Here is a 19,883-nt window from a genome sequence, read left to right as displayed (position 1 = left end):
AAGTTAAATTGTATAAACAGAATAGAAGAGGAAAAACAGGAACAACAGCAACAATACCATCAATCCCATAATGTTCAGCAGCACAAATTTAGTGACCGTGCGGCCCCAACCCTGTACATAAAATCTTTTCATGGCAAATAGCAGGTGAACCGGCCATGCCAGTACCAAAAACGTGGTGAGCCAGGAAAAAATACCCAGGCCGGTACGTTCCTCCAGCCCATAAGAGGCAAATACCAGGAGCAGCAGGATAAAACTAAAGACGTAATGATAGAGGGTGAACACGGCATGATCGAAATAGAACAGTTGTTTTTTGCGGCGGTACAGCAACTTCAGGATGGCTGCAAAAAACGGAAGGGAAAGAAAAAGCAGGTAGGGAAAGCGGTGTACCAGCTTGTTTGAAAAGTCGCTGATCATGGCTTCCGTGTCGCCGTCAAATTTGGATTTATATTTTTTCCATTTTCCTTTGAGGCCCTGTTCCAGCCACTCGGATTTACTCTCCAACTGCAAATCCGAATCCTTACCCACTTTGCGGGCAGCAAACTTTTTTCCATCCTGTTGCCACTGGTACGGGTAAACAGAGTCTACCGGCACAAAGGCATTATTGCCAAAATCAGTGATCACGATGTAATTACTATCGATGAGAATATTCAGTGGTTGCAATCCGGTATCGGAAACAGTCTTACGGCCGTCTGCCAAATAACGCGAGGCAAAATCAAACCGTTCTGCCTTGGAGAGTTCATTCTGACCGGTGATTTGACCAAAATTGTCTGTTTTGGCAATGGTGTAGAAAAACAGGAAGAAGAGGGCTGAAGTAAACAGATACATCCGCACGGGGTCCAGGTAGCTGATCCGCCTGCCAGCCATAAACTGCGCTGGCACATAGCCAGGTCTGAACAGCAGGTAGCGGAGCGTATCGAAGAACTTGCCGTCGAAATGAAAGATATCAAAAACAAAATGCTGTGTAAGCGCAAAAAAATGCATGTGGCTGACCACATTCTCCTGGCCACATTGCTGGCAATACCTGCCGGCAACAGTGGTTCCACAATTCATACAGTTTTTCTCGGCTCGTTCTGGTTGATGCGACACGTAGTAGATTTTTGTTAAAAATAGGACCTATTCCTACACTTAACAGGATGCACAACAGCTTCCGTTGCCGATGCGTTACATTTGTTGGGCTCAAAAATTACCGATGAAAACATTCCTTCTTTTGTTTACCGCCATTTGTTCGCTGCAGGCCAGCGCCCAATATTACTATAAGGACATTGTGGGTACAGCCGAAAGCAACACACAAATGCAGGCATACAAAGCAGGCAATGTAAAGCGGGTGGCCCTTGCTTCGTTTGATGGGGACAATACCCGTACCGAAGGTTTTTCTGTAGCGCAGCAATTTGATGCAGGCAGTGGCATTTTGCGTACCGTAACCCAAACCGGCGAAGATGCGGCAACCGTGCTCACCACTTATGCCGATGCCGCGGGCCGCGTGGTAAAAACGGTAGACAGCAGCGCAACCAGCATCAGCACTACGGAGTACAATTACCGGCCCGATGGTAAACTGTTGCTGGTTAAATCACTGGTCACCGATGCGAAAGGTGGATTTCCCATCACCGAAACCCACGAGTGGCAGTATGAAGGCGACCAGGTAAAAGCCATGACCCGTACCCGCAACGGCAGGGAGGTAACCGCCCTCAGCTTTGTGAAAGACGAAAAGGGCAATATCATAGAGGAACACAGCCTGCGCAATGGCGTAAAAGGCGAGCCGGTATATTATTATTACAACGACAAAAACCAGCTTACCGACATAGTCCGTTTCAACAGTAAGGCCAAACGTTTGTTACCTGAGTATATGTTTGAGTACAACGACAAGGGCCAGGTGATCCAGCGGATTACATTCCCGTCCAACAACTCCAATTACACCATCTGGCGGTACCAGTACAACCCGCAGGGCCTGCGCACCCGTGAAGCCATTTACAACAAGCAAAAAGAGCTGACCGGCAAGGTGGAGTATAGCTACCAATAGAAAAATTAGCTAATTGGATAACGTGCTAATGTGCTAAGCATAAAAGGCAGCACCGTTTTTTATGCTTTTCGCCATCCTTCTGTAACAGCAATGAATCGCATCCATAATACCGAATGCTTGATGTGCTATTTTAGCACAATAGCTAATTGGCTCATTAGCTAATTACCTCGTTTTCGTTAAACTTATCCACCCCTTCCGCACACCCGTCGAAATACACATTTCTGTGCAGTTTTGGGCACAATATTTAATACACAAGTGTGTATAAGTACAACATAAAAGGTCCGCTGAATAGCCTACCTTTTTACTGCCTCTGGAATGAAACCAAGCAGTACCCACCCGGGAATAAGCCGGAATTCAGAACATTAAACTAAAGTGCATTGAGAGACACGATTATCAACCTCGAAACCGTAAACCCTATCGAGTTCTTTGGTGTGAACAATGGCAAACTGGATCTTTTGAAAAAGAAGTTCCCGCTCCTGAAAATCCTTTCCCGCGGCACCCAGATCAAGCTGAGTGGCGCACCAGAGCAGGTGGAAGGCGCCAAAGAAAAAATTGACCTCATTATCCAATTCTTAGAACGAAACGGCCACATGAGTGAAAATTACTTTGAGCAAATCCTTGGCGGCGATGACGCCGAAACGGTAGACAACTTTGTGGAGCGCAACCCCGCCGATGTGCTGGTGTTTGGCCCCAATGGCAAAACCGTGCGAGCCCGCACCGCCAACCAGAAGCGACTGGTAACAGCCGCCGAAAAGAACGACGTTGTTTTTGCCATCGGCCCTGCCGGTACCGGTAAAACCTATACCGCTGTAGCCATGGCTGTACGCGCCCTGAAAAACAAGGTGGTGAAAAAAATCATTCTTACCCGACCCGCTGTAGAAGCAGGCGAAAGCCTGGGTTTCCTTCCCGGCGACCTGAAGGAGAAGATCGATCCCTACCTGCGTCCTTTGTATGATGCGTTGGATGACATGATTCCTGCCGACAAGCTGGGATATTACATGAGCACCCGCACCATCGAGATAGCACCGTTGGCATACATGCGTGGCCGTACTTTGGACAACTGTTTTATCATTTTGGACGAAGCACAGAACGCTACCGACCTTCAGATCAAAATGTTCCTGACCCGTATTGGCGGCAATGCCAAGGCCATCATCACCGGTGACCTTACCCAGGTGGATTTGCCGCGCAACCAGCGGTCCGGCTTGGCAAAAGCCAGCCGCATTCTGCGCAACATTGACGGTATCGGGTACATCGAGCTGGACGAGGAAGACGTAGTACGCCACCGCCTGGTTAAAGCCATCCTTAAAGCTTACGACAAGGAAGGACAGCGCGAGGCCGAACAGGAAGAGCAGGAAAAACAGGAACGAAAGCAGTATTTCAGAAAAGATAGGAATGAGTAATCAGTGAGGAGTAAAGAGTGACGTGTAACCCTACTCATTTTTCATTACTCCTCATTCATCACCATTACTCATTATTTTTGCAGGAATGAGAAGCATAGTCACCGGCTTTTTGTTCCTGCAATTTTTTTGTGCCTGCAGTGGCACCGATCGCAGCGATACAACCCAGTCCTCGGAAAACGAGGTAGACGCCGCCCGCAATTTTATCAGGCTTGCCCTTGACGGCAAGTGGGAAGATGCCCGCAAAATGGTGGTGGACGACTCACTCAACAACGCCTATATGGACCTGGCGCAACGCAATTATCAGCAGCGCCTCGACGTGGGTGCACGCACCGCTTACCGCAAGGCTTCCATCATCGTTAGCTCGGTGGAGGAAAAGTCTGAAAAGGAAAGCGTGATTCATTATTCCAATTCCTACAAAAAGAAAGAAGACTCCGTAAAGGTGGTTTTGCAAGACGGCAAATGGCTGATTGACCTGAAGTATTCCTTTCCGGCAACAGCACCTGCACAATGATGCAGCAATGGTTACTGGTTGGGTTGGGCGGTGCTGCCGGCAGTATGCTCCGTTTTGCGGGGCAAAAACTCTTGCCTGCACAATCCTTTCCTTATGGTACATTTGCTGTCAACATTACAGGATGCCTGCTGATCGGAATTTTCTGGGCCCTTTTTCAAAAGGGTGTAATTAATACCGAAGGCCGCCTGTTGCTGATGACCGGGCTTTGTGGTGGTTTCACTACTTTTTCCGCTTTTACGCTTGAAAGCATACAACTGTTGCAATCGGGCCGAACCATTCCCTTTATCCTGTATTTAACCACCAGCCTAGTACTTGGATTGCTTGCCACTTTTTGTGGTTATAAATTGTTTCATTAATGGATATGGCTATTATCAACAAAACAACAACTGTATTACACCCCTGGCATGGTGCCCACTTTGGTGAAAACGCTCCTGCAGTAGTTACTGCCCTGATCGAAATTCCTCAAGGCTCACGTACCAAGTACGAAATCGATAAAGAAACCGGCCTGCTGAAGTTGGACCGTGTTATTTATTCCTCGTTCCACTACCCTGTTAACTACGGGTTTATTCCCCAAACCCTTGGTCTCGATGGCGATCCGCTCGACATCCTGGTTCTTTGCTCCCAAACCATTCAGCCCCTTTGCCTGGTAGAAGCCAAAGTGATTGGTAACATGCAAATGATCGACAACGGCGAAGAGGACGATAAAATCATTGCCGTTGCTGCCAACGATCCCTCGGTAAACCACATCAGCAGCATCGACGAACTGCCCCGTCACTTCTTTAACGAGTTGAAGCACTACTTTGAAGAATACAAGGTGCTGGAAGAAAAAGAAGTACGCATCGACAACTTCCTGAGCCGCGAAGAAGCTTACGGTATTGTAAACGATGCCATCAACCTGTACAAAGAAAAGTACGGCGAATAAGTTAGTTTGCAGTTTGAAGTTTATAGTTTGGTAGGCAGCATTGTTTGCTGAAAACCACCCTATAAACTTCAAACTTTTTTTATGTCTACTCCACCAACCAGGAAACCCATGCCAACGGAAACCATCTTGCTTCTGGCCCTAATTGGCCTTGCGGCCGGTACGCTCAGTGGCCTGGTAGGCGTTGGTGGTGGTATCATCATTGTGCCGGCCCTTGTTTTCTTCCTGGGCTTTACCCAACACCAGGCACAAGGCACTTCGCTGGGTTTACTCATGCTTCCTGTTGGCATACTTGCCGTTCTCAACTACTACAACAAAGGATTTATTGATTACCGTATTGTGCTGATCATGGCTTTAGCTTTTGTTGCCGGCGGATTTCTAGGATCCAAACTTGCACTTGCACTGCCACAGGAAACCATTAAGAAAATATTTGCCATCCTTTTGTTGTACACAGCCGTCCGTATGATGGGCTGGGATGCCATGGTGATGAAATGGTTTAAAGGTCAATGATTACGGATCATTCCTTGTTGCTTATTCACAGCATTTTGTTTGTTCCCGTTTTTTAATCACCAGTAAACCAATCATCCTAAATAAAAATTCCCGCTCCTGCTATGCAATCAGCACCACTGGTGCATCTTATGAGCAACCCCCGACACTTGTGAAAGGAAAAGCCTTTGCCGATATGACCGATACCCAATTGCTGAAGCGCTACCAACAGGATGGCGATCAGCAGTGGATGGGCATATTGCTGGAGCGTTATACCCTGCTGCTGCTGGGTGTGTGTATGAAATACCTGAAGAACGAAGAAGAAGCCAGGGATTGTGTACAGCAGATTTACCTTAAAGTACTTACCGACATCAACAAGCACCAGGTAACCTATTTCAAAAGCTGGTTGTACATGGTGGCCAAAAATGAAAGCCTGATGCGGTTGCGCAACAGGCAGAACAAACAGGTAAAGGAACTACAGGACGAGCATCACCCTCACCAGCCTGCCCAGCCCAATGGGGAACTGCTGGAACAGGAAACCACCCTTTCTTTGCTGGAAGAATCCATACAGGAACTAAACGAGGAACAACGCCTATCGGTATCGCTTTTTTACCTGCAGAAAATGAGTTACCAGCAGATCAGTGATCGCACCGGTTTCTCCCTTTTACAAGTAAAAAGCTATATTCAAAACGGCAAACGCAACCTGCGCCTGATGCTGGAACGCAAATTAAAAGACCGCACCACCTGATGTCTGAGCAACTTAAAGACATATTGAACCAGTTCCCTTCCGGAATCGACCCCGATACCCTGATGCGTTACCTGCAGGGCACCCTGCCGCCTGCCGAGCAGCACGAGGTGGAAAAATATCTGCTGGACACCGATTTTGAAGCCGATGCGCTGGAGGGCCTGCAACAGGTACAGGACCCGGCAAGGTTGCAGTTCCTGCTCGACCAGTTGCACCGCGACCTGAAGAAGAAAACAGCGCAAAAGAAAGCGTTCCGCGAAAAGATGGGGATCAAGGCACAACCCGTGTTGTGGGCTGGCATCCTGCTGTTACTCCTCCTGATTGTAATCTCCTTCCTGATTGTGCACCGGTTGCACCAGGGGTGATGCTCCCGCTCCACTCAAGATAGGAGGTGTTTGATACCACAGGTTAATTGCAAGAAAATTCCAGCTACTTCAATTGGTACCGAATACCCAAAAACAACCGGCGGCCCTGGTTGGGTGCAAATACATAAGTAGGATCAAAGGTGAGGGCATATGGGTTGGCGGCAGTTGCCTGCACTGCGCCTGAAGCATCATATTTCACCTGTTTGTCAAAGGGATCGTTGGCCCGGGCAATCAGGAATGGAAGGTTTTTGGCAGGCGTCCAGTTCAGCAGGTTCTTTACCCCCCCAAACAGCTCCCACTTTTCCGAAAACCATTTTGTTACCTGCAGGTTTTGCACGCTCCATACCGGCGAATATGCCGGCCTGGGATCGAGCGGGCCAGCAAGCGGCAACCGCATGGGTCCATAAATATTTCCCGTATAATCGAAGGTGAGCCCCGCAGCAGGTACCGTATAGGTGATGCCCCAGGTAGCACTCCACTGCTCCGTTAACACCGGCCGGATTTTCTCTTTAACACCATTGCGGGCTTCTACACGGCGCACATCCTGCAGGGTAGCACCAACCATGCCCTTCAACCTTTGATGGATATTAAAATCCAGGTTGGCAGAAAACCCTTTGGATACCGCATACCCATCCAGGTTGCTGTAAATAATTTTATTTGGGTCCGTATCGTAATCGGGAATGATCTGGTTGTGGAAATACGAATACCACACCGATACATCCAGGTTGAGGGACTGGGAACCACTTACCAGGGGTGTGGTATAGTTTGCATTCAGGTTATAACTCTGCTCGGGCCGCAGGGCTTCCCTGATCTCCACGGCGCGGGCGCCGGTAAGTGCCGCATGTTCTTCTGTAAACAGGTTTACCACCCGAAAGCCGGTTCCTGCATTCAGCCGCAAAACAGAACGGGGCGTGCTGTTCCATTTCCAAGCGATGCGCGGCGTCCATATAGAACCGTGCACGGGATGGTGGTCATAACGCAGGCCCATCAGCAATACCTGTGTTGTATTCCATTTCCATTCATCCTGCACAAACAGGCCAGGCAGCACTACCTTATCGGGTTGATTGGCCTTGGTGGCAGTGTCCGCAGTTGCGGTGGTATTGTCATCATAGAAATTGTAACGGGTTGCTGCGCCCAAAAGCAGGCTGTGCCTGGTACCCATTTCCTTATCCCAGGTAAGCTGGCCAAACAGGATCCGCTGGTCGCCATTGTACGGCGTAGCGCCATAAAACGAACGTTGCTGGTGACCTGTTGCAGATACGGCCAGGTTCAACTTTTCGGCTACAGGTAATTGGTAGTTCCCAATCAGCTCCCATCGCTTGGTGTTGATGGCCTCCCCATATACGCTGTCGCCACCCCGGAAAGATTTGTTCCACTGTAGCTCACCGCCCCAGCGGTCTTCCCAGAAATACCGGCCAGCCAGCGAGGCCGCACGGGCCTGCTTGCGTTTAAAACTCCATTTATTAAAAACCGAAACCCGGTGTTGCAGGGTGAGGTCGGTGAAATTGTCCCCGTTCTTATCGATAGGATTGTTGTACCGGAAATAATGCAATCCCACCAGTGCGGCATGTTTCCCTACATTGATCTTGGCACCCAGGTCCGCGTTGTGCTCCGCCCAGGAGGTGGTCATTACCTGTCCGCTGAAACGCGGCGCTTTATCCGCCGACTTGGTTATAATGTTGATCAAACCACCCACAGCTTCGGAGCCATAGAGGCCGGATGCGGGACCTTTCACCACTTCTACCCTATCTACCAATTGGGTGGGCAGCCCAAACAAACCATACACCGTTGCCAGCGAACTTACGATGGGCATTCCATCGATAGTAACCATGGTATAAGGTCCTTCAAGGCCGTTGATATGAATATCCCCGGTATTGCAGACACTGCAGTTTATTTGGGGGCGTACGCCGTTTACCTGCTGCATGGCTTCAAACACGGAAGGGGTCGGGTTTTTGGCAAAAAATTTTGGCTGGTACACTTCTACCGAAATGGGACTTTGCAGCCTGGAAACCGCTTTCATCGTACCGGTAACCACCACGCCGTTCAGGGTGGTACTTTCCTGTTCCAGCGCTATTTCAACCGATCGGTCTTCCTCTTCTTTTAGCGTATAAAACTGCCGAACCGGTGTATAACCTACTGCCGAAACCTGCAACAGGTGCCTGCCTGGTACAACCAAAATTGCTGCTTTGCCCAAGCTATCGGCAACGACCTTGTTTTTACCAACCGAAATAGTGGCACCACCCACTGCGTCCTGCCCATAGCGTACCGTCACCTGCAGTTTTGCTTCCTGTGCGTACAGGGCAATACATAGACATAAGCCAGCCAGGAGGCCAAACAGTTTTCGTTTCATGTAAGGTAAAGCTATCATTTATTTGGGATACCAAATAAATGATATTTGCATAACCAAAAATAATTCGCTGGCTTCCCCTAATTTTACACATGGCCCATTTTGCTTATTACTCCGAGGAGAACTACCTGAAGGCGCTGTACAAACTGGAACAGAAAGGTACCCGCAAGCTTACCAATGCTGCCCTGTCCAAGATGCTGGATTTGAACCCGGCTACCGTGTTGGAAATGGTGCGCAAATTGGAGGCAAGAGAATTGGTATCACTGCTCCCCGACCGATCCATTCAACTAACCAATACCGGCAGGCAAAAAGCCCTGGTCATCATCCGCAAACACCGGCTTTGGGAAGTGTTCCTGGTAGATAAACTGCATTACAACTGGAACGAGGTGCATGAGCTGGCCGAGCAACTGGAACATATTGAAAGTGCCGACCTGGTAGACCGGCTGGAAACTTTCCTGGGCTTTCCCGCCTTTGATCCACATGGCGATCCCATACCAGATAAAGAGGGCCACCTGAAAGTGCTCCAATCCATTCCGGTGACGGATTGCACACCTGGAAAAAATTACCTGGTGCAGCATTTTGCGGAAACCTCAGATGCCTTCCTGGATTATTTACAACAGGTACAGGTAAAGCCCGGTATCAGGTTACAGGTAAATGGTATAAACGCCTTTGACCGTTCCTTTAATGTATCGGTGGGTAAGCGCAATATGGTGATCAGTGAAAAAGTAGCAGCCAATATTCTTGTTTTACCTGAAGGTGCAAACCAATAAATAAGGTGCTTTCCTTTAACGAATTATTTTAATTCCTGTTTTTTACCATGGCATCGTTTTTCCTTCTTAGGATTAAATACAACAGCCATGAAACAAATCTTGACCCTACTTTTTGCTGTATTATGTGTTGCCTGCAGCCAGGCACAATCTTCCACTACCAATAAAGCAAAGCGCGTAATCAGCGGAGAACGCCGCGACTATGATCCTAACCGGTCTACTACCGATGAAGCCAAAGGCGTAATCAGGGAGCGCAACCGCAACCGTGACATCGTGTACAACGACCGTAATATCCGCCGCGATGATGACCGCAGGTATGGCGAAAGGTCGCGGGAATATGGCAAAGACTATAAATACGGTAAGTACAAAAACAAAAATGGCAAATACAAATACAAGAAGGGCAATAATGGCAAGCACCTTGGATGGCAAAAAGGGGTAGGCAACCCACACCGTAATCACAGGAGAAAATAAATAAAAGCCGGCGCTCTTTGATCGCCGGCTTTTACTTTGCACATCCGCACCAATGGGGCTGCCACATGTTACTGCCCAATATTGCTTCCTGCTTTTATCAAAACATATTTATCCAAAAGAGTGTACGTTTTGAAATATTGGAAAAAACAAAGGGCTGCATCACTGCAGCCCTTTGTTATAGGTCAGATAGTACTTACATCATTTTGAAATCTTCCAGGAACTTGGTATTGAAGTCGCCGGAGCGGAAACGCTCGTCCTGCATCAACTGCAAGTGGAAAGGAATGGTTGTTTTCACACCTTCAATCACGTACTCGCTCAGGGCGCGGTACATGGTATCGATGGCTTCCTCCCGGGTACGGGCAACCGTAATCAGCTTGCCGATCATCGAATCGTAGTAAGGCGGAATGACATAGCCTGCATACACATGGCTGTCTACCCGCACACCGTGTCCACCGGGCTGGTGCAGTACGGTGATCTTACCGGGAGAAGGACGGAAATCATTATAAGGGTCTTCGGCGTTGATGCGGCACTCGATGGCGTGCAGCTGGGGCTCGTAGTCGCGGCCGGAGATCTTCTCGCCCATGGCGATCTTGATCTGCTCCTTAATAAGGTCGTAGTTGATCACTTCCTCGGTCACACAATGCTCTACCTGGATACGGGTATTCATTTCCATGAAGTAGAAATTGCGGTGCTTGTCTACCAGGAACTCCACGGTGCCCACGCTTTCATAGTTGATGGCGGCGGCGGCCTTCTTGGCAGCGTCTCCCATCGCCTGGCGCAGCTCGGGGGTCATGAAAGGTGAAGGCGATTCTTCTACCAGCTTCTGGTGACGGCGTTGAATGGAGCAGTCGCGTTCCGAAAGGTGGCAAACGGTACCATAGCGGTCGCCGGCAACCTGGATCTCGATGTGACGGGGCTCTTCGATGAATTTCTCCATGTAGATGCCATCGTTTTTGAAAGAGGCGCCCGCTTCGGCTTTTGCCGTATTATAGGCACGCTCCATCTCGCTTTCCTGCCACACCACGCGCATACCTTTACCACCACCGCCAGCGGTAGCTTTCAGGATCACGGGGTAGCCCATTTGCCCGCCAAGGAACTTGGCTTCTTCCAGGCTTTGCAGCAGTCCTTCCGAACCGGGAATGATGGGAACACCTGCTGCAATCATGGTTTCCTTTGCCGTCATTTTATCACCCATCTTGGTGATCATTTCGGGTGTTGGACCAATGAATTTGATGCCATGGTCAGCGCAGATCTGTGCAAACTTGGCGTTCTCGGCCAGGAAGCCATAACCGGGGTGAATGGCGTCGGCATTGGTAATTTCAGCCGCAGCCATCAGGTGCGGGATATTAAGGTAAGAGTCAGAACTCTGTGGTTTGCCAATACAAACGGCCTCGTCGGCAAAACGCACGTGCAAACTATCGCGGTCGGCAGTAGAATAAACCGCCACGGTTTTAATGCCCATCTCCCGACAGGTACGGATTACCCTTAGGGCGATCTCTCCGCGGTTGGCTATGAGTACTTTTTTGAACATGAGGATAAGAAGCTAATTAGCTAATTTGATAATATGCTAATGTGCTAAAAACAGCCACACAAGCTTTTCAAAAACTTGTTTCAAAGTTTCATTTTGAAGAACCCAGTATTGCATTCAATATTTTCTGCAATTCCTCAAGCTTTGGAAACAAATGGGAGCAATCAGGATAGCTTTTAGCATGCTTGCAGAGGATCAGCCAGTATTGGGTTTCATCTGCTTCTTTGCCGGCTACTTTCATTTTATGAATGAAATCAGCCTTACTTTCAGCATTTTGTGCTTCCATGGCATTTGCACCTATGGAAGTGGCGGCACGCAAAAGTTGTTTACCAATCACATGCTTACGGTTTTGATCCAACACTTCGCAATATTGTATTACCAGTATGGAGAAGTTAATGGATAAACGAAGCAATGGATTGGCCCTGATTTCATCTTCAATCATTACAGGTGGTTTTGCCAGAAAATACAAAACCACCTGTAATCGTCAATTAGCACATCAGCACATTGGCTAATTAGCTAATTAACTTTCCTGCTTTATGCGGGCTCCACCAAAAACAGCGGCTGGTCGTACTCCACGGGCGATGCATCCTGAACCAGGATTTTCACCACTTTGCCGGAAACTTCGCTTTCGATTTCGTTGAAGAGCTTCATGGCCTCAATGATGCACACCACTTTACCGGTAGTTACGTCATCGCCCACTTCCAGGAAGTTGGGTTTGTCGGGAGAAGGACGGCGGTAGAAAGTACCGATCATCGGGCTCTTGATGGTAATAAGATTGCTGTTGGATTCGGCTGCGGGTGCTGCAGGTGCAGCAGCGGCTGGAGCTGCCTGGGGCAGTGCGGCGGGTGCATAAGCCTGTTGGGGCAGTGCGGGTGCGCCTTGCATAGAAGCCACCACCTGGGTTACGTGTTCTTCCTTCTGCTTGATGGTGATCTTGAAATCCTTTTGCTCGATGGAAACTTCTCCCAGGTTGGAGTCGTTAACGAGTTGGATCAACTCCTGTATTTGCTTGAAATCCATTTGTTTCAATTTATTAGAATTTTTTGGGTTCTGACAGGGCGTCTAAGATAGAACCTTTGTTGAAATAGCGGTATGGATGGGTGCACTGCCTGGCAGTTACAAAAACAGGGGAAGCACACCGGAAGGATGCGCTTCCCCTGAATGATTTAGGCAAAAGCTTATTTCACGCGTTCTACGTATTCACCAGACTTGGTGTTTACACGAATCACTTCACCTTCGTTTACAAACAGCGGTACGTTTACAGTAGCGCCGGTTTCAACAGTGGCGGGCTTCAGCGTACGGGTGGCGGTATCGCCGCGCAAACCGGGTTCGCTGTAGGTAACCAGCAGTTCAATTTTATCGGGCAACTCCACGCTCATGGGGCTTTCGGTTTCCGTATTGATTAACACAGAAACAACCTGGCCTTCTTTCAAAAACTGGGGTGCATCAATCAATTCTTCGGCAACGGTTACCTGCTCAAAGGTTTCGTTGTCCATAAAACTGTAACCGGTATCGTCTTTATACAGGTACTGGTACTCCTTACGTTCTACACGCACAGGGAAGATACTATCACCGCTGTTCCAGGTTTTTTCGATGGAACGTTTGTTGTCCACACCGGAAAGCTTGGCCCATACTTTAGCGGCGGCACGAGCGGTTTTGTTTTCGCCAAACTCCACCACCTTGTACAAGCTGCCGTCCAGTTTAATGATCAAACCACGACTGATGTCTGATGTTGATGCCATAAAAGATTATGTTCGATTAATTATTTGATTTTACCAATCAGGCGGGCAAAGCTAAGGCAAAAGAGGGGAAATGAGCAAATGCGGGTTTGGGAATGAGCAAATGTGAAAATTTGAAAATTTGAAAATGAGTTTTCCCAAGTGCAGCATCAGTGCATTTTTACAATTACCTGCATTTTTCGTACAACACTCAATAGTTAAGTGGCCATTGTTACATTTCGCTATTTTCACATTTTCACATTCATCCACATGCGTTACCTATTCACCCTCATCCTAAGCCTGAGTCTTTTTGCCAGCCATGGCCAGCAGGCGCCTGCCCAGGCTCCCTACCTGCGTTTTCCTACCCTGCCCCCCATGCAGCTTTTGCTGGCAGACAGTACTTCCAAATATACCCGGGAAGATGTGCCCAGGAAAAAGCCGGTACTGCTCATGCTGTTTAGCCCCGATTGCAGCCACTGCCAGCATACCGCAGAAGAATTTGTAGCCAATAAAGAAAAGTTGAAAGACCTGCATATCATCATGGCTACCTTGCAACCCTTGTGGCAGATGAATGCCTTTGTTGAAAAATATGGCCTGAAGCAAATACCCGGTTTGGTAGTGGGCAAGGATTTCAGTTATATCCTTCCTTCCTTTTATGGTATCCACAACCTGCCTTACCTGGCATTTTATAATAAAAAAGGAACCCTTATCACCGGCTTTGAAGGATCCATGCCGCTGGAGCGAATCTTACAGACATTCAAATGAGTGAGGCGTGATGAGTCATGAATGATCAGTGATGCGTAACGAATAGTGAATAGTAAATATTAAGTGGTGAGTGCATCTATGGTATCGCCCCCCCACCTTTTACAAACCCCAACTCATCCCTCATAATTCCTTTGGCCTTATTCATCACTGTTTACTCATAACTCATCGCCCATTCCTGATTGCCCTCTTGTTTTATATCCACCACTTCCCCTATCTTCAAGACAATGAATCTTCTCACCTTTAAATCATCACCATGAAAGTAACTGTAGTAGGTGCAGGCGCTGTTGGCGCCACCGTTGCAGATAATATCGCCCGCAAGGAATTGTGCGAAGAACTGGTTTTACTCGACATCAAGGAAGGCGTTGCAGAAGGCAAGGCCCTGGATATGACCCAAACGGCCGCCCTGCTGCATTTCGACACCCGTATTGTTGGCAGTACCAACGACTACAGCAAAACTGCGGGTTCGGACGTGGTGGTGGTTACATCTGGCATTCCGCGCAAACCCGGTATGACCCGCGAGGAACTGATTGGCGTAAACGCCAATATCGTTCGCGGGGTGTGCCAGCAGATTCTGGAACACTCACCAGATGCCGTTTTCGTGATCATCTCCAACCCCATGGATACGATGACCTACCTGGCACTGCAGGCTACCGGCATCGACAAACACCGCATTATTGGTATGGGCGGCGCACTGGACAGTGCCCGTTTCCGCTGCTACCTGTCCATGGCGCTGGGCTGCTCGCCCGGCGACCTCAATGCAATGGTCATTGGTGGCCATGGCGATACGACCATGATCCCGCTTACCCGTCTGGCCAGCTGGGGACCGGCACCCGTTTCGGACTTTATTGCTGCCGAACAACTCCAAAAAGTTGCCGCCGACACCATGGTGGGAGGTGCAACCCTCACCAAGCTGCTGGGCACATCGGCATGGTATGCGCCCGGCGCCGCCGGTGCTGCCGTTGTGGAAGCTATTGTGCGGGATGAAAAGAAACTGATTGCCTGCAGCGTTTTGCTGGAAGGCGAATATGGGCAGGAAGATATCTGTATGGGTGTTCCCGTTATTCTAGGCCGCAAAGGATGGGAACGCATCGTAGACCTGAACCTCAACGAAGAGGAAAAAGCCCTCTTTCAAAAAAGTGCCGATGCCGTACGCAGCATGAACGATGTGCTGAAGACAATGGCATAAGTACCGACCCCGGACAAAGGACGACAGACAACGGACACCAGTTTCAAGAATGGTATTCGTTATTTGTCGTCCTTTTTTTTGTTTGTAAGGCAAGCATGACCATAATAAGCTCATGCCTTAATACACCACAATACGTGTGACGCCTACCCTGCCTTCATCACTGATAATTTTTAAAAAATACATCCCTGCAGACCAGCGCACTGAAATGGGATTAGTTACATCCTGAAGCGGTATGCTTTGCAATTGTATGCCATACAGATCAAACACCTGTACGGCATACTTCCCCGGCAAAATACTTTGGAGGTAAAGGTTGCCCCCCTGCTGCACCGGGTTTGGATATGCTTGTACCGGTAAACCGGCGAAATGAAAAACGGCCAATGGTTCGCCGGCAACTTCCCGGCCATCCTGCAATACCAGCACTACCCGGTAAAAATTATAACCCCGCTCCGGCAGGCTGTCCCGTACCGAAAAGGAAAGGTTAGGTTTAAGCGCTTGCCCCATATCCCGGTATACGCCACCACCTTTTTTTTGCACCCGTACCGATTTAAGGCCATACAGGGTGCCCAATTGGGCCCGTAGCAAAATGGAGCGCTCATCCTGCTCCTGTACAAAAAAGCCGCTCTGATAACAGCTTATCCCTGCATTGAAAACGTTGAAAGCAAAGGAGCGCAATCCAGGTTTTCCGCTTACCAGGGGAGCAACGCTATAGATGCCGCTTCGGTCAGATTCTAAGCGCACTACTGCCTGGCTATCCTGCACTGCCCGGATGGGCTCTAAATAGCGTTCACCCAATTGGTACAGTTGAAAGACCGCACCCTGCTGCGGTGTCCAGGCAAGCAGCGCCGAATCGCCACAAACAAACCCGGCCCTCAGTGCTGGCTGGCGACTCACCACAAATGTGTCGGATAAGTAGCTTGTACCTTGTCCTACAACCATCCGGAGTTGCACCTGTCCCAAGGTATCGGGTACCTGCCAGCGAACATAGGATTGATCAAGGGGGGTGTTTTCACTGATGCGCTGCCAGCTGCCTCCCGGCGTTGCCCACTCCAGGGTTCCACGCTCCTGTAGCGCAGTTTGCCACCGTACCAGCATACTCCGTCCCCCTTCCAGCGCGGTGTTGCCAACAGGGTAGGTAAACTGGAACTTGCCGATGCTATCCATTTGCCAGGCCACTGCCAGCTCCTGGCTTTCCCCAACCAACTTGCGGCCATCAACTACCAACTGGTACAATCCGGGAGCCGGGGTCTGTAGGGCAATCTGTTCGTTGTTATTCAGGGTATCCACCCCGGTTCGTGCAGCAAGGTCCAGCGAATCGGGATTTGGATTCAATACCCAGGGACGGTAGATGGTCCCTGAATGGCGCAGTTCCATGTCCAAATCGTTGACCAGTGCTTTTGAGGAATTGATGACAGCAGCGGCATCGGTCCAACTGAGGGTCAGTTTCAATTTAGCCATACCGGCAGGCACCTCAACTGGTATCACCACCTGTGCTCCCTTTTGAACCCTGAGCACCCGGTATTGTTTTCCTTTGATAATACGAATGGCGGCCAGCGCATCTAATCCACCATAACCCGAACTGTAATTGGGCCCCGGAGCACCTACCTCGAAAGCGCTATTGATTAATACCGCCCGCACCAGGGCTGAAGGAGACCTGGAGCCTTGGTCCTGTTGATAAGCATCCTGAACCAATGCAGCTGCGCCCGACACCAGGGCCGCTGCCCCCGAACTGCCATCTTCGCCAAAGGCGGTGAGTTCGGGTTTAATCCGGCCGTCGAATGCTGGTCCTTTTGAGGAAAGCAGGGGCACAACGCCAAAGGAATCCAGCGCTCCCACTGTCAGTACATTTTTGGCGTATTTATAATTACCGGTCAGGTTGGCCCTACCGGCCCGGCCCGGGTAAGGACCCGAACCTGGCGCCTGCCCCGAATTGCCCGCGGAAAAAACATGCAACAGGGAAGGCAGGTTAGCGGATTGCTGATCGTAAGCAGCGGCCTCAGGACCGTAATAGTTTTCTACAACAGTACCATAGGAGTGGTTTTGAACCTGTATGCCCAAGCGTTGTACCTGTGTATCGGGCAGGGGCAACAGGTTTGCAAAACCAGCAGCGGAAACCATTGCGCCCGGTGCAGCCCCCATAGCTTCCGGCGAGGTATTGCCTCCCCCAGCCGCAATGGTGGCCATCAGCGAAGCATGGGTGGATGGGTTACCGCCTTCCACGCCGGAGGCAAGCACCCTTCCCCAAAGGTCTATATCGGCTGTGTCAAAGCGTTGCTCGCGGATGGAGATATGCTGCCCCCCTCCTTTAATTTCCGGAAAAAAGTAATGTGCGGCAGCCAGCCGGTTAAGGCTGATATCCATGCTACCTGTGGTAAGTTCGGGCACCGGCGCCTGCCGAAGGCTGGCAAATTGAAGGGCATCCAATTGCAAAAACCGGGACAAGGAACCGGGTGCCAGCCGTACCACCTGAATTTGGTGGCTATATACCTGTAAGATGCGCCCGGAAAAATTGGGTGCGCTGGTTTTCCAGCTAACGACCAGGTCAACGCTATCTGTAGCGCGCTTTTGCAGCAGTACCGGGAGTTGCTCCTGCAATGCGGGAGCAAATTTGGTGACGCTCCATTTTTGCCCACTTGCCTGCAGGCCCACCATGCACAAAAACCCAAATAATAATTTCCGGATCATCAGACCAGCAATTTAGCCATATTTCACCCCGGCAGAACCACTAAATTTCTCCGTATTTATACGATGAACCTGCAACATCCAAAGGGCAGATGCTGGTTTTTGCAACCTTGTTGCCTTAAAACATTTCCTCATGTGTTAACAAATTGTAAATTACCAACACAACAATTGCATCTCTTAACCCTCCAAAGGAAAACACACATGAAGAAAACCTTGCTCGCGGCATCTGCGATCCTGATGCTTGCCGCCACCCTGCCTTCCTGCAAAAAAGACCTGAAGGCTGAGACACCCGAGACCTTTAATGCAAATGATCTTTCCAAAATTGAGCGCTTAGGATTTAGTGTAGAAGGAATCAAGAAAGTAGGTAATGACTACCTCGTTGAAGGCGATATACTGGTATCGGCGGCTTCGCTGAACCAATCGCCCACCTCGCCCAATATGATTGTGGCTCAGGAAGAGCAGTACCGAACCTTTAACCTTGTAAGTGTAGCCAAACATCCGACCATCCAGGTTGCCCTCAACAACAGCTCGGCACAACACGACGCAGCTTTTGGCGCCGCCCTTGATGCCGCAATTGCCCGCTACAATGCCGAAAACCTTACCGTAAAATTTCAGCGCGTAGCACCCGGCACCGCAGGTACCGATATTACGGTAGTTGCCTTTTACGAGGTGAGCAACACGCTGGGTTCGGCTGGCTTCCCCAACAGCACCGGCGACCCTTATAATGCTGTAAATATGAACACCTACCACTATAGCACCAGCACCGGCAGCACCAATGTAAACTACATTGCTACCATTATGGCGCATGAGCTGGGTCACTGCATTGGCTTCCGCCATACCGATTATATGAACCGTGCCTATAGCTGCGGTGGCCGCAAGAGCAACGAAGGCCAGGCTAATACCGGTGTAGGGGCCGTGCACATTCCCGGTACGCCTACTGCTGCCGATCCCAACAGCTGGATGCTGGCTTGTATCGGTGATAATGTAAACCGTCCGTTCAACGCTAACGATAAAACTGCATTGAGCTACCTGTACTAATGCTTGCTTGCCAAAGAAGGAAGGGCCGCCGTATGGTGGCTCTTCTTGTTTTGAGCCACAACAAGCCCTGCCGTAATACCCACTGAAAACCCTGCACCTTTCGCTCTTTTTTCTTTAACCCTTAATACACACACATGAAAAAGACGATCGCACCCTTTGTATTCGGCAGTTGCATGTTGCTGCTGTTTCAGGCCTGTACCAAAAATGTGAAGGAACCAGAAGCAAACGAGCCCGTAGACGCCAATACCCTGGGCCTTATCAAGGCAAAAGGTTTTAGCACCAGCGAAGTACAAAAAATTGAAGGTGGCTACCTGGTGGAAGGCGATATTGTACTAACCACCGATGACCTGCAAACGATGCCCACCTCTCCCAACCTGGTGATTGCCTCGGAAGAGCAGTACCGGACCTTTAACCTGGTAAATACCAATGGAGGCCGGCGTGAAATTACGGTGAGCGCAAGTGGCAGTGTCAACGCGGCCCTGTCCACAGCCATCAACAACGCCCTTGCCCGTTACAATGCCCAGAACCTGAATATCACCTTTCGCAGGGTAGGCAGTGGTGGCAATATCAATATCCGGTTGGTAAATACCCGCCAGTATATTGCTTCTGCGGGTTTTCCAAGTGGCGGCAATCCTTATAACGAGGTGAAATATGCAAATGCCTACGCCAACTATCCTTCCGGGTTTATGACCACCGTTATTGCACACGAAATAGGTCATTGCATTGGCTTCCGGCATACCGACTATATGAACCGGGCTTATAGCTGCGGTGGCAGCGCCTCCAACGAAGGCAGCGGCACCGTAGGCGCTGTGCATATTCCAGGCACGCCAACAGCAGCTGACCCCAACAGTTGGATGCTTGCCTGCCTGGGCAGCAATACCGACCGGCCGTTCAATGCCAACGACCGGACAGCTTTGGGTTACATCTATTAAAAGGAGAAC

General features: G+C 49.6%; 21 protein-coding genes. 14 read left to right on the top strand and 7 right to left on the bottom strand.

Annotated features, from left to right (window positions below; genetic code table 11):
* Positions 1 to 3 precede the first annotated feature (3 nt).
* On the bottom strand, positions 4 to 1,050 hold the full coding sequence (locus BUE76_RS10415; protein ID WP_073045882.1) for a DUF3667 domain-containing protein: 1,047 nt from the start codon (positions 1,048 to 1,050) through the stop codon (positions 4 to 6).
* 139 nt (positions 1,051 to 1,189) lie between these two features.
* On the opposite strand from BUE76_RS10415, the gene BUE76_RS10410 reads away from it, so the two are divergent.
* The 8 genes from BUE76_RS10410 to BUE76_RS10375 all read left to right on the top strand — a co-directional run bounded on the left by BUE76_RS10410 (position 1,190) and on the right by BUE76_RS10375 (position 6,443).
* Complete coding sequence (locus BUE76_RS10410; RefSeq protein ID WP_073045880.1) at positions 1,190 to 2,017, top strand: hypothetical protein; 828 nt, start codon at positions 1,190 to 1,192, stop codon at positions 2,015 to 2,017.
* A gap of 377 nt (positions 2,018 to 2,394) precedes the next feature.
* Positions 2,395 to 3,417, top strand: a complete 1,023-nt coding sequence (locus BUE76_RS10405; RefSeq protein WP_073045877.1) for a PhoH family protein — start codon at positions 2,395 to 2,397, stop codon at positions 3,415 to 3,417.
* A gap of 85 nt (positions 3,418 to 3,502) precedes the next feature.
* Complete coding sequence (locus BUE76_RS10400; protein WP_073045874.1) at positions 3,503 to 3,928, top strand: hypothetical protein; 426 nt, start codon at positions 3,503 to 3,505, stop codon at positions 3,926 to 3,928.
* Positions 3,925 to 4,284, top strand: a complete 360-nt coding sequence (crcB, locus tag BUE76_RS10395) for a fluoride efflux transporter CrcB (RefSeq protein ID WP_216820655.1) — start codon at positions 3,925 to 3,927, stop codon at positions 4,282 to 4,284. Before BUE76_RS10400 ends, crcB begins: the two co-directional genes overlap by 4 nt.
* 5 nt (positions 4,285 to 4,289) lie before the next feature.
* On the top strand, positions 4,290 to 4,850 hold the full coding sequence (locus BUE76_RS10390) for an inorganic diphosphatase (protein WP_143157396.1): 561 nt from the start codon (positions 4,290 to 4,292) through the stop codon (positions 4,848 to 4,850).
* 81 nt (positions 4,851 to 4,931) lie between these two features.
* On the top strand, positions 4,932 to 5,357 hold the full coding sequence (locus BUE76_RS10385) for a sulfite exporter TauE/SafE family protein (RefSeq protein ID WP_216820654.1): 426 nt from the start codon (positions 4,932 to 4,934) through the stop codon (positions 5,355 to 5,357).
* 148 nt (positions 5,358 to 5,505) lie between these two features.
* Positions 5,506 to 6,081, top strand: coding sequence for an RNA polymerase sigma factor (locus BUE76_RS10380; RefSeq protein ID WP_245798403.1), 576 nt, complete (start codon positions 5,506 to 5,508; stop codon positions 6,079 to 6,081).
* The gene (locus BUE76_RS10375; RefSeq protein WP_073045865.1) at positions 6,081 to 6,443 is read left to right on the top strand and encodes a hypothetical protein; all 363 of its coding nucleotides are present in this window, start codon (positions 6,081 to 6,083) and stop codon (positions 6,441 to 6,443) included. The genes BUE76_RS10380 and BUE76_RS10375 overlap by 1 nt, the downstream gene beginning before the upstream one ends.
* A 64-nt stretch (positions 6,444 to 6,507) precedes the next feature.
* On the opposite strand, the gene BUE76_RS10370 is transcribed toward BUE76_RS10375, so the two are convergent.
* Positions 6,508 to 8,793, bottom strand: coding sequence for a TonB-dependent receptor (locus tag BUE76_RS10370; RefSeq protein ID WP_073045864.1), 2,286 nt, complete (start codon positions 8,791 to 8,793; stop codon positions 6,508 to 6,510).
* Positions 8,794 to 8,882: 89 nt separating this feature from the next.
* Between BUE76_RS10370 and BUE76_RS10365 the strand changes: the two genes are divergently transcribed.
* Both BUE76_RS10365 and BUE76_RS10360 read left to right on the top strand, forming a co-directional pair.
* Positions 8,883 to 9,560 carry a metal-dependent transcriptional regulator gene (locus BUE76_RS10365; protein ID WP_073045861.1) on the top strand — a complete coding sequence of 226 codons (678 nt, stop codon included), beginning with the start codon at positions 8,883 to 8,885 and terminating at the stop codon, positions 9,558 to 9,560.
* Between the two features lie 87 nt (positions 9,561 to 9,647).
* Complete coding sequence (locus BUE76_RS10360) at positions 9,648 to 10,028, top strand: hypothetical protein (protein WP_073045858.1); 381 nt, start codon at positions 9,648 to 9,650, stop codon at positions 10,026 to 10,028.
* A 193-nt stretch (positions 10,029 to 10,221) separates the two neighbouring features.
* Here the strand turns inward: BUE76_RS10360 and accC are convergent, their stop codons facing one another.
* The 4 genes from accC to efp all read right to left on the bottom strand — a co-directional run bounded on the left by accC (position 10,222) and on the right by efp (position 13,298).
* Positions 10,222 to 11,559, bottom strand: a complete 1,338-nt coding sequence (gene accC, locus BUE76_RS10355) for an acetyl-CoA carboxylase biotin carboxylase subunit (protein ID WP_073045856.1) — start codon at positions 11,557 to 11,559, stop codon at positions 10,222 to 10,224.
* Between the two features lie 88 nt (positions 11,560 to 11,647).
* Positions 11,648 to 11,998 carry a four helix bundle protein gene (locus BUE76_RS10350; RefSeq protein ID WP_073045853.1) on the bottom strand — a complete coding sequence of 117 codons (351 nt, stop codon included), beginning with the start codon at positions 11,996 to 11,998 and terminating at the stop codon, positions 11,648 to 11,650.
* Positions 11,999 to 12,090: 92 nt separating this feature from the next.
* The gene (gene accB / locus BUE76_RS10345; RefSeq protein ID WP_073045850.1) at positions 12,091 to 12,576 is read right to left on the bottom strand and encodes an acetyl-CoA carboxylase biotin carboxyl carrier protein; all 486 of its coding nucleotides are present in this window, start codon (positions 12,574 to 12,576) and stop codon (positions 12,091 to 12,093) included.
* Between the two features lie 158 nt (positions 12,577 to 12,734).
* Positions 12,735 to 13,298 carry an elongation factor P gene (gene efp, locus BUE76_RS10340; protein WP_073045847.1) on the bottom strand — a complete coding sequence of 188 codons (564 nt, stop codon included), beginning with the start codon at positions 13,296 to 13,298 and terminating at the stop codon, positions 12,735 to 12,737.
* A gap of 246 nt (positions 13,299 to 13,544) precedes the next feature.
* Between efp and BUE76_RS10335 the strand changes: the two genes are divergently transcribed.
* Entirely contained in the window at positions 13,545 to 14,039 is a 495-nt protein-coding gene (locus tag BUE76_RS10335; RefSeq protein WP_073046146.1) for a TlpA family protein disulfide reductase, read from the top strand.
* Between the two features lie 253 nt (positions 14,040 to 14,292).
* Positions 14,293 to 15,225: a malate dehydrogenase gene (gene mdh, locus BUE76_RS10330; protein WP_073045845.1), complete on the top strand. Its 933-nt coding sequence runs from the start codon at positions 14,293 to 14,295 to the stop codon at positions 15,223 to 15,225.
* Between the two features lie 117 nt (positions 15,226 to 15,342).
* On the opposite strand, the gene BUE76_RS10325 is transcribed toward mdh, so the two are convergent.
* On the bottom strand, positions 15,343 to 17,907 hold the full coding sequence (locus BUE76_RS10325) for a S8 family peptidase (RefSeq protein ID WP_073045843.1): 2,565 nt from the start codon (positions 17,905 to 17,907) through the stop codon (positions 15,343 to 15,345).
* 198 nt (positions 17,908 to 18,105) lie between these two features.
* Here BUE76_RS10325 and BUE76_RS10320 point away from each other — a divergent pair, with 198 nt between their 5' ends.
* Together BUE76_RS10320 and BUE76_RS10315 are read left to right on the top strand one after the other, a co-directional pair.
* Positions 18,106 to 18,942 (top strand): M57 family metalloprotease, encoded by an 837-nt coding sequence (locus tag BUE76_RS10320; RefSeq protein WP_073045841.1) that lies wholly within the window; start codon positions 18,106 to 18,108, stop codon positions 18,940 to 18,942.
* 134 nt (positions 18,943 to 19,076) lie between these two features.
* Positions 19,077 to 19,874, top strand: a complete 798-nt coding sequence (locus tag BUE76_RS10315; protein WP_073045839.1) for a M57 family metalloprotease — start codon at positions 19,077 to 19,079, stop codon at positions 19,872 to 19,874.
* The last annotated feature ends 9 nt before the right edge of the window (positions 19,875 to 19,883 follow it).

This window comes from Cnuella takakiae (assembly GCF_001953305.1).
In the GTDB taxonomy this organism is placed as follows: domain Bacteria; phylum Bacteroidota; class Bacteroidia; order Chitinophagales; family Chitinophagaceae; genus Flavisolibacter; species Flavisolibacter takakiae.
This window is presented reverse-complemented; position numbering and strand designations above follow the sequence as displayed.